Source organism: Rhizobium leguminosarum (assembly GCF_010668065.1).
GTDB classification, from domain to species: Bacteria; Pseudomonadota; Alphaproteobacteria; order Rhizobiales; family Rhizobiaceae; genus Rhizobium; species Rhizobium leguminosarum_S.
The window spans coordinates 313,909-329,130 of the sequence record NZ_WUEN01000002.1 but is presented as its reverse complement, the minus strand read 5'-3'; the positions used below and the strand labels follow the sequence as shown (position 1 = coordinate 329,130).

General features: G+C 61.7%; 15 protein-coding genes and 1 pseudogene. 4 read left to right on the top strand and 12 right to left on the bottom strand.

Annotation, left to right across the window (positions count from 1 at the left end; genetic code table 11):
- Positions 1 to 108: 108 nt before the first annotated feature.
- On the bottom strand, positions 109 to 1,329 hold the full coding sequence (locus GR198_RS06100; RefSeq protein WP_164067925.1) for an MFS transporter: 1,221 nt from the start codon (positions 1,327 to 1,329) through the stop codon (positions 109 to 111).
- Positions 1,330 to 1,515: 186 nt separating this feature from the next.
- On the opposite strand from GR198_RS06100, the gene GR198_RS06095 reads away from it, so the two are divergent.
- Together GR198_RS06095 and GR198_RS06090 are read left to right on the top strand one after the other, a co-directional pair.
- Positions 1,516 to 2,427: an agmatinase gene (locus GR198_RS06095; protein ID WP_164067923.1), complete on the top strand. Its 912-nt coding sequence runs from the start codon at positions 1,516 to 1,518 to the stop codon at positions 2,425 to 2,427.
- Positions 2,428 to 2,561: 134 nt separating this feature from the next.
- Positions 2,562 to 4,070, top strand: a complete 1,509-nt coding sequence (locus tag GR198_RS06090; RefSeq protein WP_164067921.1) for a winged helix-turn-helix domain-containing tetratricopeptide repeat protein — start codon at positions 2,562 to 2,564, stop codon at positions 4,068 to 4,070.
- A gap of 30 nt (positions 4,071 to 4,100) precedes the next feature.
- On the opposite strand, the gene GR198_RS06085 is transcribed toward GR198_RS06090, so the two are convergent.
- The 9 genes from GR198_RS06085 to GR198_RS06045 all read right to left on the bottom strand — a co-directional run bounded on the left by GR198_RS06085 (position 4,101) and on the right by GR198_RS06045 (position 10,332).
- Complete coding sequence (locus GR198_RS06085) at positions 4,101 to 4,634, bottom strand: YidB family protein (RefSeq protein WP_138329458.1); 534 nt, start codon at positions 4,632 to 4,634, stop codon at positions 4,101 to 4,103.
- A 171-nt stretch (positions 4,635 to 4,805) separates the two neighbouring features.
- The gene (locus GR198_RS06080; RefSeq protein ID WP_164068257.1) at positions 4,806 to 5,147 is read right to left on the bottom strand and encodes a hypothetical protein; all 342 of its coding nucleotides are present in this window, start codon (positions 5,145 to 5,147) and stop codon (positions 4,806 to 4,808) included.
- Positions 5,148 to 5,434: 287 nt separating this feature from the next.
- Complete coding sequence (locus tag GR198_RS06075; protein WP_164067919.1) at positions 5,435 to 5,896, bottom strand: DUF411 domain-containing protein; 462 nt, start codon at positions 5,894 to 5,896, stop codon at positions 5,435 to 5,437.
- Positions 5,897 to 5,952: 56 nt separating this feature from the next.
- Positions 5,953 to 6,240: a copper-binding protein gene (locus GR198_RS06070; RefSeq protein ID WP_029875154.1), complete on the bottom strand. Its 288-nt coding sequence runs from the start codon at positions 6,238 to 6,240 to the stop codon at positions 5,953 to 5,955.
- A gap of 22 nt (positions 6,241 to 6,262) precedes the next feature.
- Positions 6,263 to 6,742: a cupredoxin domain-containing protein gene (locus GR198_RS06065; protein ID WP_028732233.1), complete on the bottom strand. Its 480-nt coding sequence runs from the start codon at positions 6,740 to 6,742 to the stop codon at positions 6,263 to 6,265.
- Positions 6,743 to 6,774: 32 nt separating this feature from the next.
- Positions 6,775 to 8,121 (bottom strand): multicopper oxidase family protein, encoded by a 1,347-nt coding sequence (locus tag GR198_RS06060; RefSeq protein WP_164067917.1) that lies wholly within the window; start codon positions 8,119 to 8,121, stop codon positions 6,775 to 6,777.
- 13 nt (positions 8,122 to 8,134) lie between these two features.
- Entirely contained in the window at positions 8,135 to 9,601 is a 1,467-nt protein-coding gene (locus GR198_RS06055) for a TolC family protein (protein WP_164067915.1), read from the bottom strand.
- Positions 9,598 to 9,825 (bottom strand): hypothetical protein, encoded by a 228-nt coding sequence (locus GR198_RS35695; RefSeq protein WP_164067913.1) that lies wholly within the window; start codon positions 9,823 to 9,825, stop codon positions 9,598 to 9,600. The genes GR198_RS06055 and GR198_RS35695 overlap by 4 nt, the downstream gene beginning before the upstream one ends.
- Before the next feature lie 93 nt (positions 9,826 to 9,918).
- Positions 9,919 to 10,332 (bottom strand): hypothetical protein, encoded by a 414-nt coding sequence (locus GR198_RS06045; RefSeq protein ID WP_196764778.1) that lies wholly within the window; start codon positions 10,330 to 10,332, stop codon positions 9,919 to 9,921.
- Positions 10,333 to 10,476: 144 nt separating this feature from the next.
- Here GR198_RS06045 and GR198_RS06040 point away from each other — a divergent pair, with 144 nt between their 5' ends.
- Both GR198_RS06040 and GR198_RS35690 read left to right on the top strand, forming a co-directional pair.
- Positions 10,477 to 10,917, top strand: a complete 441-nt coding sequence (locus GR198_RS06040) for a YqaA family protein (RefSeq protein ID WP_164068255.1) — start codon at positions 10,477 to 10,479, stop codon at positions 10,915 to 10,917.
- A gap of 65 nt (positions 10,918 to 10,982) precedes the next feature.
- Positions 10,983 to 11,066: pseudogene (locus GR198_RS35690) on the top strand (cytochrome C); the annotation flags it as partial.
- Between the two features lie 72 nt (positions 11,067 to 11,138).
- On the opposite strand, the gene GR198_RS06030 reads toward GR198_RS35690, so the two are convergent.
- Both GR198_RS06030 and GR198_RS06025 read right to left on the bottom strand, forming a co-directional pair.
- Positions 11,139 to 11,819: a peroxiredoxin-like family protein gene (locus GR198_RS06030; RefSeq protein ID WP_164045727.1), complete on the bottom strand. Its 681-nt coding sequence runs from the start codon at positions 11,817 to 11,819 to the stop codon at positions 11,139 to 11,141.
- 74 nt (positions 11,820 to 11,893) lie between these two features.
- The gene (locus tag GR198_RS06025) at positions 11,894 to 15,136 is read right to left on the bottom strand and encodes an adenylate/guanylate cyclase domain-containing protein (protein WP_164067911.1); all 3,243 of its coding nucleotides are present in this window, start codon (positions 15,134 to 15,136) and stop codon (positions 11,894 to 11,896) included.
- Positions 15,137 to 15,222: the final 86 nt, after the last annotated feature.

Below are 15,222 nucleotides of genomic sequence, written 5' to 3'. Positions count from 1 at the left end.
TCCATTTGTATGGGAAGTTATATAACATGTTATACATTAAGTGACAATTCCTCTACGCGATGGGCCGGCAGGTGAAGCCGGGGCAGGGTGGCACGAGCAAGTGCTCGATCAGCCCCGCCATCTCCTGGCCATCAGCAACACCGCCAGCACACAGCTGAGCAGGCCAAGGGAGGATGGCAGACCCTGATGTCCGATCAGTTGCATCGCCAGTCCTGTCGCGGGCGATCCGACGATGCCGCCGATGCCCCATACCAAGGCGAAGGCGGCGTTACCGGCGATCAGGGCCTGGCCGGTGAAACGCTCGCCGAGCTGGATCAGCGACAGGGTGTAGATCCCGAACGAGACCCCACCCCAGACGAAGACGAGCGGCCAGATAAGCCACGAATTGAAGGCCGACGGCAGCAGCAGGCAGCTGGCGAGGCAAGCCAGGACGCAGAAGAGCATCATCCGCGTCGAGCCGAACCGTTCGGCCAAGCGCCCGAGCAAAATCTGCAGCACGGCATTGCCAGCGATGAAACAGGTGATGAGCGAAGCGATGCGCTCCTCGGCGCTGCCGAGTGCTGCGCCGTAGACCGCGAAGAGGGAAAGCAGGATCTGCTCGAAGGCGGCAGCGGTGAAAACTGCAAATAACAGCAGCGGTGCCAGCGCGAAGAAGCCGCCCACCGATGTTGCCTCGCCTTCACCAGGCATGTCGGGCAGGCGTGGGACGACCGCAAGCACGATCAGGCCGCAGAGGAGGAAGGCGGCAATGCCGATCGCGAAGGGCGGCCAACCCTCCGTGCCGGTGAGCCAGAGCGACAGCGGGCCGATGGCGAAGCCGCCCGAAACGATCGATGAATAGAGACCCATGATCCGGCCCCGGCGTGGCGCCGGCGTGATCGAGAGCAGCCAGGTTTCGCTGATCACGTAAAGCGGATTGGCGAAGACGCCGAGCAGGAAGCGCAGCGGCATCCAGGCCCAGACGTCATGGTTCCACGCAATCGCCATCAGGGTGAGGGCGGCCAGGATCGAACACAGGATCGCCAGCCGCGCCCCACCCACGCGCCGTGAAAGCGCAGGAATGAAGGGCGCCGATAGAATGAAACCGAGCGGCGTCATCGCCGCCGACAGGCCGATCAGGCCTGATGTCGTCCCTTGCCGCTCCAGGATGAAGCTAAGCAGCGGATAGGTCAGCCCCTGCGCCACGGCAAATACCGTGACGGTCGCGATGATACCCGCCATCGCGGCCCATGGGATCCGATCCGCTCGCGGCGATGTCGTGCCGCGCAAGTGCCGGTCCGACACGTCCGCCGGCTCCACGCAGGAAATATCGTTCACAGCAACCTCCATAGGGTTTGAAGGGCCGGGGCCTTTCACCTGAAAGAGGACGAATTCTGCAGGATAGGGTGAACGTCGTACTTAAGCTTTCCCAAAAAGTTCTCAAAAACGTCCAAACAGACTAAACAGGTCAGCATCGAATTCTCAAAAGTCCTCACCACAGCAATTTCAGCCGGACATCATCAGGACCATCAGGAAATGACCGCCTCACCTTCCTTTCTTGGCCTTCCCGATCGCCTCGCCGATGGTCGCTTGCCCCGAGCGGTGATCTTCGCAGCTGCTCACGGCAGCACCTATCCCGGCAAGGACGGCAGCGGCTATGTCCTGGCCGCCGGCGCCATCCGCGCTGCGAGCCAGGATGATGCCGCGCTCGTCGAGCACTGGGATTTCGATCTCGGCGGTCCGCTGTTTGACCACAATCCGGTCTGCTGCGTTGACGCTGGCGACGTTCCAACCATCCTTCATGACAATGCCGGCAATCGAGCCCGGATCGAGGCGAGGACGCGCGAGGTCCTGTCAATGCCCGCAGTGCCGATCCTGCTGGGCGGCGATTGTTCCGTGACCATTCCCTTCCTCGCTGGCTTTGCGGACCACGAGCCGGTCTGGATCCTGCAGATCGACGCCCATATCGATTGGCGCGACGAGGTACATGGCGAGCGCCACGGCTATTCGAGCCCGATGCGTCGGGCGAGCGAGATGCCGCATGTCGCCGGCATGGTCCAGGTCGGCCTCCGCAGCGTTGGCAGCGCACGCCTCGCCGATATCGAATCGGCGCGGGCCTACGGCAGCCGTTTCGTGACAGCCCGCGAGATTCACGCCGAGGGGGTCGAAGCCGCTCTCCGGCATATTCCGAAAGGAGCGCGGGTCGTCGTCACCCTCGACTGCGACAGCGTCGATCCCGGCATCATGCCGGGTGTGGCGGCGCGCACGCCCGGCGGGCTCACCTACACTGAGGTGATTGACCTGATCGCGGGCCTCGGCAGGCGGGCTAGGATTGCAGGATTCGACCTTGTCGAGCTCTATCCTCCCGCCGATATTGACGGCCTGTCGGCCCTGACCGCCGCGCGCCTTCTCGTCAATGTAATCGGCGCCATCGTCCGGCAAGACTGAAGTCCCGCGTCCTCTGGCAGCAAGCAGCGCATGTGCGGTGCGTCTTCTAGGCGACCTTGCCCAGACGAGGCTCCGTCCCTGCCCAAGCGGACGAACAGTTCCATCCAAGCTTTAAAGACTCTAGGATGCGCCTCATGCAGGGATCGCGTTTTGCCTTTGGTCCGTTCGTGCTTGATCCGGGGGCTGGAACGCTCCTTCGGAACGATGATCCCGTTGCTGTTGGCCACCGCGGCGTCAAGCTGCTTGCTGCACTCGTTGAACGACCCGGCGAAATTCTCGGCAAAGCCGAACTGATGGACGCGGCGTGGCCGGGCATATCAGTCGAGGAAGGCAACCTCACTGTCCAGATCGCCCAGCTGCGCAAACTGCTTGGTCCGGCGGCCGGCGGCGATGAATGGATCTCGACGGTGCCGCGCGTCGGCTACCGCTTCATAGGTGCCATCAATCAGCTCGGCGGCGTCAAGCGAAAACCTTTGCCGCTGCCCGACAAACCATCAATAGCAGTGCTTCCCTTCGTGAATATCAGCAATGATCCGGAACAGGAATTCTTCGCAGACGGGCTGACCGAAGACCTGATCACCGACCTCTCCAGGATGCCGGGCCTGTTCGTCATCGCCCGCAACTCGGCTTTCGCCTACAAAGGCAAGGCGAGGGACGTGCGCGAGATCGCCGAGGAGCTCGGCGTGCGCTACCTGCTCCAGGGTAGCGCAAGACGCGCAGCGGGACAGGTGCGTATCAACGCCCAACTGGTCGATGCGGCAAGTGGCGATCATCTATGGGCGGAACGCTTCGATCGCAGCCTCGAAGATATCTTTGCCGTTCAGGATGAGGTGACGGCCAAGATCGTCGAGGCGCTGCTCGGCCGGCTGCGGGCACCGCCGCCGCGCAACCGGCCCAAAAATCTCGAGGCTTACGATCTCTGCGTGCGGGCGCGCAGGCTGATGGATGATACGCCGCAGACGGCGCGGGAAGCGCATCTGATGCTGACGCGCGCGATTTCCCTCGACCCTGATTATGCCGAGGCCTATCGCTGGCTTGCCATGAACCACTGGATGGGAGAGGTGCATAGCGGCGGACCAACGCAACCCAACCGTAGCGTTGCTTTGGAACTGGCGCGCAAGGCTGTCGCGGTCGATCCCAACGATGCCGGCTGCCGCTGGGTCCTGGCTTACCTGCTTGCCTATGAGCGCAGCTTCGACGAGGCGGAAGCTGAATTTGCCAGGGCGATCGAACTAGACGCGAACGAGGCCGACACCTTCGTGGCACTATCCGACATCGCGGTCCTGGCCGGGCGAGTCGGGGAGGGCCTCGAGCATATCGCCAAGGCCTTCCGGTTGAACCCGTTTCCGGCAAGCTGGTACTATCTGACGCTCGGCCAGGCGCAATATGCCGCCGGCCAATACGCAGCCGCCGTCGAGACGTTGCGCAGGGACGAGACCTATCGGACAAGCTCACGCCGTTTCCTGGCGGCAAGCCTTGCTCAACTCGGCCGGCTCGACGAGGCGCGCGCCGAAGCCGAACTGTTTCTCGTCGCCAATCCGCATTTTTCAACCCGCCACTGGGCGACGACCGAGCCATTTCGCGACGCTCGGACGCTTGAGCATTTTGTCGATGGCTACTGCAAGGCGGGACTTCCGGATTAATGCCCCGCGCGCCTCATAAACGGCCCGAGATTAGATGGTGCCGGGCCGCGTGGAGGTGGTGAACTGGCTCGCGGAAGACAAAAAATCCTCTTCGGCGGTGGGCAGTTTTCCGTTTGGTGTCAGGTCGTCGACCGCTTTGGGAAGATCGCGCTTCAGCCGCTCAAGAATCTCTTGATGCGAAAGGCCAGTATTGGCAGCGATCTCGTTGAGAACCTCGGGTCCCAGTGCTTCCGCGAGCTGGCCGTCATCGATGTCCGCATTCGGACCGGGCTGTACCCACGACTCCGCCTTGTCACCGTGACCATTCTGCTGAAACGTCTTCAGCAGATCGCCGAGACCGCCACTGACGATGCTGCCTGATGTGAGCCCGCCCAGAAGGCCGCCGAGACCACCCGAACCGGTCAGTCCGCCAAGAAGGCCGCCAAGCCCGCCGGGCTGCTGGTTTCCCGCGCCAGCCTGCTGGGGGTTCTGGATGCCCCGTAGGAGCTCTCCGATCTTGTCTCTGTTTTGGTAGCCGGCAACGGCAAGGACGGCGAGAAGCGCCTTCAATTGACCGCTCATCATGATGAATCCTCCTATGGTGCTCCAAGGTGCACGCGACCCAAAGCAGGGCGCTGCATGGGCAGCAATGTCCAGAGGGGCCAAAGGTTCCGCCGCTTTGAAAACAAGGGCTCACGGCTGACCCTTCGACGATCTCGAAGGCCAGCTGTCCCACTTCATTTGCTCACGCCGCGGTCAGATTTCCGGGCAGCCTCGGCGGTTTGCAAAGGTCATTCGTTCCGGTCCACGGCGCGTCATCCCCTGCACAACGATACTGCGGGGAGACATGCGTACGATCTGCGCCCTGCGAAGTCCTTCGCTGCGTGCGATGTCGAGAGCATCATCCGGGTCGCATCCGCGCCGTCCGCGCCGATCATATCCGTCATTTCGATCACGATCGCGATTACGGTCGTAAACGCCGACGCCACCGGGGCCGACCCGCAACTCCAAGTCTTGCGCTGCCGCGATCGTCGGCGAGATCGTCAAGCCGGTTATCGCGGCCAAGCCGACTAGTACGAACTGAAGAGATTTCCGCATGAGTTCCTCCCATGATCCTATGTTTATCGTAATGACAACATCGCCATGCGAGATTTGTTCCTTGAGGTAAGAGGAGTCGGTACGGACGCCGAACGTGTCGTTCGTCTCATCGAAAGCGCGTCGCATGAATCCAATTCGATGCGCGCGCTTTAAAGATCATTCGTTTCAAACAGCCATGTTCGACGCTGCCGACGCGGCAACCGGTCGATCAGTCTCAGTCTGGCGCAGCGCAGTTTCGCTCCGGTTTCATGATCGGCCGCCCGGCTCTGGTCTGATCAATCGCGACGTCAGCCCTTCCGGGGACGGATCTCCATGAACACGTATGGCGCGCCGGTTCCCGAGGGGACCGCATACACTGCATAGGACGCCTGCGGATCGTCGCCCATTCCCAAGGAGCCAGGTGGCATGCCCTGCACGGCCAGCCCTCGGACTGGCGGCCGCTCCTGCAACAGGCGTCGGACGGCCTCGAGCGGCACGTGTCCCTCAAGGTAGTATTTCTCGATGACGGCGGTGTGGCATCCCTGCACGTCGGCCGGCACGCCCAACCGCGCCTTGAGCGCTGCAAGGTCGTCGGTGTCGCGGGCGTCAACCGAAAATCCCGCTGCTGCCATTGCCTTCGACCATTCATGACAGCAGCCGCAGCTGGGATCCTTGTAGACCGTCATCTTCGCCGGCGCGGCGGCGTGTGCCCCTCTGCCAAGGAACGCCAGGGCGGATGCCGCCATTGTAATGAAGTTTCTCCTGTACATCGTCTCCACTCCTTGATGTCCTGCCGCCCGGATCGGGGCCGGGCGGCAGGAGCCCACTATTTTACTTCAGTGACGGTCAGCTTGCCATTCACGCGTTCGGCGACGAACTCAATGGTCGAGCCTTCCTTCAGTCTTTCGAGCAGAGCCGGTTCTTCGACCCGGAAGACCATTGTCATTGCAGGCATGTCGAGGTTCTTCAGATCCCCATGCTTGATGGTGACCTTGTTCGCTTTGGCGTCGACCTTGTTGACGACACCCTTGGTGAATTCCTGGGCGAACGCACCGAAAGCCGCGCTGGCAGAGAGCAGGGCGGCCACGCTGAGTTTGATCATGGCAGTTTTCATGTTCGTAGCTCCTTTTTGCGGATTATTTCCCAGCGACGGTGACGTCGCCGTGCATGCCGGCTTCGTAATGGCCGGGGATCAGGCAGGCGAACTTGAATTCGCCGTCGGTGGTGAACTTCCAGACGATCTCGCCGGATTGACCAGCCGGAAGGCGGATGGAATTGGCGTCGGCATGTTCCATTTCAGGAAACTTCTCCATGACCTTCTTATGCTCCAGAATCTTGTCTTCCTGATCGAGCACAAATTCGTGGTCGATGGTTCCGGCATTCTTGATCGCGATCTTGACCGTCTGCCCCTTGCGGACGTTGAAGACCGCGGGAGTAAACAGCATCTTTCCGTCGTCGGTTTCCTTCATCGTGACGCGGATGGTCTGTGTCGCCTTGGCCTTGTCGCCGGGTTCTCCGATAGCCATCTTCTCGCCGTGCCCACCGGCATGATTGCCGGAGGCAAGTGCTGGCGACGCGAGTGCTGCGAGGGCCAATGCCATGAGATAATTCTTCATCCCTAATTCCTTTTCGATGTTGAGATCGGACCTCAGCCGTTTGTCGGCTTCGGCGTGATTTGCGTTTTTGCGTCTTTGGCCTTGGTCGCGTCCGGAAGTTCTCCGGTCCACTCGAAGGCCTGCGTTCCGGGCGGGTTTTCGTACCAGCCAGGATCTGAGTAATCGTCTGCTGAGATCCCCTCGCGGACTTTCACGACCGAGAACATCCCGCCCATTTCGATCGGACCATGCGGCCCCCAACCGGTCATCATCGGAACGGTGTTCTCGGGGATGGGCATTTCCATTTCGCCCATGTCGGCCATGCCCTTGGTGCCCATGGGCATGTATTCCGGCTGCAGCTTCCTGATCTTTTCGGCGACCTTCGATTTGTCCGCACCGATGAAGGTTGGAATGTCGTGACCCATGGCGTTCATCGTGTGGTGCGACTTGTGGCAGTGGATCGCCCAGTCGCCGAGATACTTGGCGTCGAATTCGTAGGCACGCATCGCGCCGACAGGGATGTCGATGCTCACCTCCGGCCACCGCGCTTCCGGCCGCACCCAGCCGCCGTCGGTACAGGTCACCTCGAAATCGTAGCCATGCATGTGGACCGGATGGTTGGTCATCGTCAGGTTGCCGACGCGGACGCGCACCCTGTCGTTCTTCGACACGACGAGAGGGCTGATGTCCGGGAACACGCGGCTGTTCCAGCACCACATGTTGAAGTCGGTCATCTCCATGATCCGCGGCACGTAGGAGCCGGGGTCGATGTCGTAGGCGTTGAGGAGGAAGACGAAGTCTCGGTCGACGCGCATGAACTTGGGATCTTTCGGATGGATCACGAAGAAACCCATCATGCCCATGGCCATCTGCACCATCTCGTCGGAATGCGGATGGTACATGAAGGTGCCGGATTTCATGAGGTCGAACTCGTACACATAGGTCTTGCCGACTGGAATATGCGGCTGCGTCAGGCCGCCGACGCCGTCCATGCCCGACGGCAGGATCATGCCGTGCCAGTGGATTGTCGTGTGCTCCGGCAGCTTGTTGGTGACGAAGATACGGACGCGATCGCCCTCGACCGCCTCGATCGTCGGTCCCGGTGACTGTCCGTTGTAGCCCCACAGATAGGCGGTCATGCCGTCTGCCATCTCGCGCTCGACCGGTTCGGCGACGAGGTGGAACTCCTTGACGCCGTTGTTCATCCTGTGGGGCAGGGTCCAGCCATTGAGGGTGACCACCGGCTGATAGTCCGGACCTGAGGCCGGGTGGAGTGGCGGCTGCATGTCCGCCGATTCCATGGTCGGTGCGTCGGGCAGCCCCATCGCCGACGTCTTCGTCCAGGCGCCGGCCGCCAGCAGTGCCGCGCTGGCCCCAAAAAGTTGTCGTCTGTTGAACATGGTGTGTCCTTTCTCAATGACCGCCGCCAGCGCTGCTTTCGGAAGCAGCGGCGACCTCGGTCTCTGCCGACGCCTTCGTCGCGCCGCCGCCGTAGATCGCAGGAGCCAGATCGGCTTCGGCCAGCCAGAAATCTCGCTTCGCGTTGACGGAGAGCAGGATGGAGTTGATCTTGTCGCGGGTGTCTGTCAGCAGCTCGAAGGTGTTCGAGATCATGCCGTTGTAGGTCAGCAGGGATTCTTCCTCGACCTTGGTGCGCAGCGGCACGACATTGTTGCGGTAGTGCCGCGCGATATCGTAGTTCGAGCGGTAGGCTTCGTAGGCGGAGCGTGCTTCCGAGCGGACGTTGACGGCTTTCTCCGCCAAGAGGTTCGCCGCCCGCATGTAGGAGAGCTCGGACTTGCGCATCCGGGCCTTGCCGGTGTCGAAGATCGGGATGGCGAACTCAAGCTCGACCTGCGCAGTGGTTCGCGTTTTCGTCTCGTCGTCCTCGATTTCGCGTTCCGTTTCGAAACCGGTCAGGATTTCGAGGTCGGTCACATAGCGCGTTGCTTCGGTCAGGCCATACGACCTGGCAGTAGCTTCGAGTTCGAGCTTTGCGACCTGGAGGTCTATCCGATTTCGGAGTGCTTCGGCCTCGATGGTGTCTCGCCTGACGACGGACTTGGGTAGCGGCGGCAGACCGTTGGGAACCTGATAGTCCAGATCGGAGCCCCAGAGACCCATCAGCCGCGTCAACTCCTCCTTGGCAAGACGGGCGGAGAGGCGGGCCTTCGCCGTTTCTCCGGCGAGTTCGGCGACGAAGACATGCTCACGGGCTTGAGCGCCCTTGGTCATTGCGCCGGTCTCGCCAAGCTTCTCCGCGAGTTCCGAGGCTGCGTCGGCGGTCGCCTGGGCACGCTGGAGCTGCCCGACGGTCTCCCATGACGCCACCGCGCCGATCCAGGCGCGCCGGGTGTCGGCGGCGACCTGAAGTGTCTTCACCGCCGCGGTCAATTGCGCTTGCCGGAAGCGGGTGTCGGCGATCGCCATGTCCCTGTTCTTCGTAGCGAGCGCCAGGATGTTCGTCGTGATCATTCCTTCGATCGTCTTGAACGCCTGCAGTTCCGGAGTTCCGATCCCGGTCGTGCCGATGGAGACGGTCGGGTTGATGAACATCGTCGACTGCCAGGCGTCGGCGGCGCTGTCGCCAAGATCGGCATAGGCGGCCTGGAGGCCCTTGTTGTTGAGCAGCGCGATCTGGACGGCCGTCTCGGCGTCGAGGGTCTTTGTTCGGGCGAGGAGGCTTGTGACCTGTGCGGCGGCCGATCGGGCCTGGTTCCGATTCTGGATCCAGACGGTCTCTTTCGCCGTGACAATGGCGGTCTTGTTGGCAACGGAGGTGAAACCCGCCTCTTTGCGGGAATAGTCGGCGCCTGTGACGCAGCCGCTCAAGGCGAGCGGAAATGCCAGCGCCACGATCAGTTTTCTGGTGCCGATCATGAGCCGTCTCCATTCATGGGAGACTGCAGATCGTTCTGTCTGCGCCAAGGTTTGGGATCGACCGGCTGTCGGGCGACGTAATCTGCGATCGGCGACCTGTATGCCGCCGGAGGTGCGGACGGCTGGTCGACTGCGGTGGGAGACGCCACCACGTCGGGAGGAAGTGTGGATGCGCAGCCGCCGACGATAAGCGGCAGCCCCACCACGAAAAGCGAGGGTTTCATTATGAGATGTCCGAATAGGAGATAGCCTACGGGGCGCTCGCCCCGAAGCAGGCAAGCGTCCGACTAGACCCGATCAAACGGGTACGTCTCTATTCAGATATTCGGGGGACGGTGGAGGGGCGGCAGCTCGCCAAGGGTCGTTCGGTCGTCGATGAACTGCCGGATCGAGGTTACGACGGGTCCGCCGACATCCTGGCCTTCGCAAATAATGCCGAGCCCGCCACAAAAATCCTTGCAGCATTCTTGCTTGACAGGCTTCGATACGCCATCTGCGTCATCACTGACGTCGCCCTGGGAGTGGTCATGGACAGCCATCTTCGTCATGTCATGGCCATCGTGATGCTGCATTGCATCGGACTCGGACAGTACCGCTGCCACCTCGGGGAAGGAGGAGCCATGCATAGCGGCGCTGGCGTTCGACAGCGAGTACCCCGCCAGTGATACTATGATCACCAGCCGCATCATCACGAGCAGCCTGCTCATTGCGATTCGGTACATCTTGCCCATGCTCCTCGAACTACATGCAAAGCAGCTCGATTTCAATTGCGACTCATCTGTCGTCGATGTTCGAGTCCTTTATGTGGCACGGACAGCGTGCACAGGTTGGAAAGTCTAACGGTGAACGACATCAGGAGCTGGTCTTTTCTGACGATGATCGATTTCGCATCCTACTTCGGACTTTTCATCGCGGCTCTCGGCGCGGCGACGATCTTGCCGATGCAGTCGGAGCCCGTGCTGGTCGGCCTTCTCGTCACGGGCAAGTTCTCCGTCCCGGCTCTGGTCGCTGTCGCTAGCGTCGGAAATACGCTCGGAAGCGTGGCCAATTGGTTCCTCGGTCGCGGGGCTGAAAGGTTTCGGGACCGGCGCTGGTTTCCGGTCGGCGAGAAGGTCCTCGAACGTTCGTCCCGCTGGTACCGGAGATACGGCAAGTGGACATTGCTCCTGTCCTGGATGCCACTGTTCGGGGACGCTCTCACGGTTGTCGCCGGCGTGCTCAGGGAGCCGCTGATCCCGTTCACGATCCTGGTGTTCGTCGCCAAGTCCGGCCGCTATGTCGTGCTGACGCTGGCAACTCTAGAAATTCTCGGCTGATCGTTTCCGGCGCGAGAACACCATCCGGTCGACCGTCTCGTCACGGGCGACCAGCGTGTGCCAGGCTGCTGGCAATGCCGGCAGAACACGCGTTCCACCTCATGCTTCAAACCTGTACGACCTACCACGCCAGGTTCAGGATGGAATAAGGGCGATCACGCGGGACCGGGAATTGCTCGCCTTGTTCAAGCGTCCGACCTTCAAGCACGGCCTCATTCGCTTCAAACAGCCATGTTCGACGCTGCCGACATCACTTCCCGAGGGGCGGGACCGCCGAACATATGGCGGCCATCCTCCTCGACTTCCGTGAAACACCAGCGCACGACGCCATCCCGATCGAGCAGGAATTCGCCGACGAGTTGGCCGTGGCCGGTGGCGATCATCTGCTTGTCATCCTCGGTGATTTCATAGCCGTCCGCCTTGTCGAGGAATTCCGACGCCGCCATCGGGTCCATAGGCGCTGGAAGCTCGCCCGGCATATCGATGCGCATCGACATCACCGTGTTCATGCTGACTTTGCGCGGCCACTCATTCTCATCTTCGGTGAATTGAAGATTCGGCAGGCCGAAGGCTCTGTGCGATACCCGTTCCGGGTCCGAGGCCGCCAGCAGATTGGGAAGCGGATGGTAACGGAAATAGAGGCGAGCGCGGTCGATCGGCGTGTTGACGATGGTCAGGCTGTCGATGCCCTTCTCCTGCAATGCGTCGGTGAGTTCGGCCATGGCGGCGATCTGCCGGCGACAGAAGGGGCAATGCAATCCGCGGAACAACCCGACAAGCACCGGCTTCTGGCCGCGAAAATCGTCGATGGCGACCTTGCCCTGGCGGGTGATTGCATCCAGCACCACGTTCGGCGCGCGATCTCCCGGCTGCAATGGTCTTGCGGTGTGGTTCTCCTGCATGTTTCGTTCCTCCCTTTATCTTCTTGAATCGATTTACCTAATCGATCTTCAGCGATCACTGCAACGAGGACAAGTCAGTCGAGAAACGGCAGGACGACGAGCGTGCCTGGATCGAGGTTGTGGCGGATGCACACATCCTGTGCCAGTGTGAAATACCGTTCCGCCTCGTCCATGTCGTCATGCTCAAGGCTGAGTGTCGCCAAGCCATCATAGCACGGAAAGAGCAGTTGCGGTTCATCAATTTCCTTCGCAACCTCAAGGGCTTCTTCGTAATACTTACGAGCTAGCTTTGGCTGCCCGTGGCACTGATGAATCTGGCCCAGCACGATCAGCGGCACGGAGAGATGGTCGCGCTGATCGAGCGCCCGGTCGATTTCGACGGCCTTCTCCGCCGCTGGTACACCCTCGGCGGCGCAGCGATCGGTGAAGGTACAGCATGCGACTGCGAGGTTGGCGAGAAGGCGCGCCTGGAAGCCAAGATCGCCGATACGGGTCGCAACCTCCAGACCGCGCCGGCAGATTCTGATGGCGTTGGCAGGATCGACAATCGTGTAGAGAACGCCGAGATTGGAATAGGCGCGACAGGCAGCACTTTGCAGATCGGCCTTTTCGGCAACCGAGAGGCTGTGCTCCACTTCCTGTACGGCCTCGCGGCGACGTCCGAGCCGCGCAAAGGCCGCACCCTTGGTATTCAGCGCCTCCGCCATCGCTCGCGCTGTCTCCCGTCCGGCCTCGGTCGTCCCGTCGATCGGCAGTGTTTGCAGGCATTGCAGCGCCTGCGTCGCCCACTCTGCGGCAGCGGCCTGATCCCCCATGCGGAAGGCCAGATGGCCACGCTCCTGCAGGACATGTGCACGTTCGACCGGCGCATCGATCGTTGCGATCATGGCTTCGGCTTCGGCCAAATGTGTCTCCGCTTGATCGCGGCGTCCTGCATCGAGATGCAAACGGCCGATCTTGCGCAATATCCTCGCCGCGGCGATAGGATCGTCTTTGGTGCGGTGGATCGCCAGCGCTCGCTGATAATGGTTCAAGGCGGCGTCGCGCAGGCCCGCTGGGCCGCAGAGATCGGCAAGACGCTCCAAGAGCGCCTGTTGCTCCGGTGTCACCTCCGCCTCGTTTGCGAAGGCCGCAAGGGCCTGACGGTAAAGGCGCATTGCATCGTCATTGGCGTAGGCCTTGCGCGCCAGATCGCCCGCCGCCATCAGATAGGTGGCGCCCTTGGCCTTTTCGGTGGTCAGGCTGAAGTGATGGCCGAGCTGCGCCAGATGCTCGGGCCGGTCGGGCGCTACGCCATATTGACGTTCCAGAACCTGACCGATCCGTTGATGAAGCTCCATGCGGCGTTGCAGCAGGAGATTGTGATAGATGACGTCATGCATCAGCGTCTGGCTGAAGCGATAGCCTGGTGACCCGCCGGCATCCGGCCCACGCAATTCCTCTATGATATTGGCATCGCAGAGATGATCCAATGCGGCATCGATGGCGCCTGGGTCGGTGGCGATGGTGCGGAGCAGGGCGGTATCGAATTTCGGGCCGACCACCGCCGCCTCTTGCGCCAGCCGTCTGATCTCCTGTGGCAGACGATCGACGCGGGCAAGCAACAGGGCTTGCAGGTTCACCGGTATATCGACATCCGTGTCTTCCGCTGCGACATGCCAGCGCTGGCCGTCATTGTGCAACGTGCCCATGTCGATCAGCACCCGAAGGATTTCTTCGATGAAAAGCGGATTGCCGCCGGCGCGGTCGAGGATGCGTTTGCGCATCGTCACCGGCAACTTGGCATAGCTCTCGCCAAAAAACGCAGCAAGCAGCTTCTGCCCGTCGGTCGCAAAGAGTGGGGCAAGACGTTGGACGGTGACGCTGACACGATTGGAGTCCAGTGGGTCGGTCTGCGATGTCGGCCGGTAGACCGCCAGCAGCATCAACCGGCTGCGCTCCAGCCGATCCATCATGAAGCGAAGCACTTCCAGCGAGGCGGCGTCCGCCCAATGCAGATCCTCGATGACAAGCAGCAGAGGACCCTGCGCCAGCCGCCGCTCGAAGACGGTGCGGACGGCATAGAAGATCTGCCGCCGCAGCTGCTCCGGCTCGATGTACCGCAACGCGCCATCGGGATCGCCGAGGCCGAGGACATGCAGAAAAAGCGGCAGAAGTCCCTCGACCTCTTCCTGCGTCAGATCGAGCGCGCGGAACCCCGTTGCCAGCAATTGCCGCGCCCTGTCGAGATCGTCCCGCTCGCCAATGCCGTAGGCGCTGCGCACGACCGCGCCGAGCGTGCCATAGGATTGTTCGCCGAGGGGAGAGCAGGTGGCTTTGCGGATGGCGAGGCCCTGAAATCGGGCGGCATTGCTGGCTATCGCGACGAATTCATTGACCAGCCGCGACTTGCCGATGCCCGCTTCGCCGATCAGGCGGACAAGCTGCGCAGCACCGCCGCAGGCAAGATCGAGGCATGTCAGCAACCGCGACAGCTCCGTATCCCGTCCGATCATCGGCGCCTGAAGGCCGAAACTCTCGAGCCCGCGCGCCGTATGCGGCGCTTCCGACAGCCCTGTCAGCCGGTGGACAAGGACGTTGCCGCTTTTGCCGCGCAACGCCTGCGCGCCGAGACTCTCGAAGGCAAAGGCATGGCGGGTGAGGCGATAGGTCAGCGGCCCGACAAGGATATCGTTTTCGCCGGCCATGGATTGTAGCCGTTGGGCGGTGTTCACCGTGTCGCCGGTCACCGAATAGGATTTTGTACTGACCGCACCAAAGCCGCCGGTAACGACAGGGCCGCTATTGATTCCGATATGCAGACGCAGCGGCACGCCGGCGCGGGCGTGCCAGCGCTCGCCGACTTGCGTCGCCCGACCGATCATATCGAGTGCGGCACCAAGCGCCCGGACCGGATCGTCCTCATGAGCGACCGGCGCGCCGAACAGTGCCAGCAGCGCATCGCCGACGAACTTGTCGACGAAGCCGCCATAGGCTTCGACCGCCTGGGTCATCTCTTCGAACAATTCGTTCTGCAGCACCCGCATGACTTCAGGGTCGATCTGCTCGCTCAGCGTCGTGAAGCCGCAGAGATCGGCAAAGAGCACGGTCACCGGCCGCCGGTCGGCATCGCCCTCTGATTGAGGTAGCGCCTCGATCTTCGGCTTAGTTGCGGGTTGGACTTTACCTGATATCGACGCGCCACATTGGGGGCAGAAGGCAAAATCGGGCTGACAGGGATTACCGCAGGCGGCGCAGGAAAGCGGCTGCCTTGCGCCGCATCGCGGACAGAAAGCAAAACCGCTCTGAATATCGAAACCGCAGCCGGCGCACTCCATCGCACGCGTCTCACGAAACCCCGATGTACGGCTATTTCAGCCGCAACCAGCAGGCCTCAGACAGGGGACAAGCATGAACCTGCTGC

What these genes read in the sequence shown, in the direction of transcription:
- GR198_RS06055 (WP_164067915.1), bottom strand. Translation starts at nt 9,601, where the DNA reads ATGATCGGCACCAGAAAACTGATCGTGGCGCTGGCATTTCCGCTCGCC.
- GR198_RS06065 (WP_028732233.1), bottom strand. Translation starts at nt 6,742, where the DNA reads ATGAAGAATTATCTCATGGCATTGGCCCTCGCAGCACTCGCGTCGCCA.
- GR198_RS06085 (WP_138329458.1), bottom strand. Translation starts at nt 4,634, where the DNA reads ATGATGAGCGGTCAATTGAAGGCGCTTCTCGCCGTCCTTGCCGTTGCC.
- GR198_RS06045 (WP_196764778.1), bottom strand. Translation starts at nt 10,332, where the DNA reads ATGGGCAAGATGTACCGAATCGCAATGAGCAGGCTGCTCGTGATGATG.
- GR198_RS06040 (WP_164068255.1), top strand. Translation starts at nt 10,477, where the DNA reads ATGATCGATTTCGCATCCTACTTCGGACTTTTCATCGCGGCTCTCGGC.
- GR198_RS06060 (WP_164067917.1), bottom strand. Translation starts at nt 8,121, where the DNA reads ATGTTCAACAGACGACAACTTTTTGGGGCCAGCGCGGCACTGCTGGCG.
- GR198_RS06090 (WP_164067921.1), top strand. Translation starts at nt 2,562, where the DNA reads ATGCAGGGATCGCGTTTTGCCTTTGGTCCGTTCGTGCTTGATCCGGGG.
- GR198_RS35695 (WP_164067913.1), bottom strand. Translation starts at nt 9,825, where the DNA reads ATGAAACCCTCGCTTTTCGTGGTGGGGCTGCCGCTTATCGTCGGCGGC.
- GR198_RS06100 (WP_164067925.1), bottom strand. Translation starts at nt 1,329, where the DNA reads ATGGAGGTTGCTGTGAACGATATTTCCTGCGTGGAGCCGGCGGACGTG.
- GR198_RS06070 (WP_029875154.1), bottom strand. Translation starts at nt 6,240, where the DNA reads ATGAAAACTGCCATGATCAAACTCAGCGTGGCCGCCCTGCTCTCTGCC.
- GR198_RS06025 (WP_164067911.1), bottom strand. Translation starts at nt 15,136, where the DNA reads ATGGAGTGCGCCGGCTGCGGTTTCGATATTCAGAGCGGTTTTGCTTTC.
- GR198_RS06095 (WP_164067923.1), top strand. Translation starts at nt 1,516, where the DNA reads ATGACCGCCTCACCTTCCTTTCTTGGCCTTCCCGATCGCCTCGCCGAT.
- GR198_RS06075 (WP_164067919.1), bottom strand. Translation starts at nt 5,896, where the DNA reads ATGTACAGGAGAAACTTCATTACAATGGCGGCATCCGCCCTGGCGTTC.
- GR198_RS06030 (WP_164045727.1), bottom strand. Translation starts at nt 11,819, where the DNA reads ATGCAGGAGAACCACACCGCAAGACCATTGCAGCCGGGAGATCGCGCG.
- GR198_RS06080 (WP_164068257.1), bottom strand. Translation starts at nt 5,147, where the DNA reads ATGCGGAAATCTCTTCAGTTCGTACTAGTCGGCTTGGCCGCGATAACC.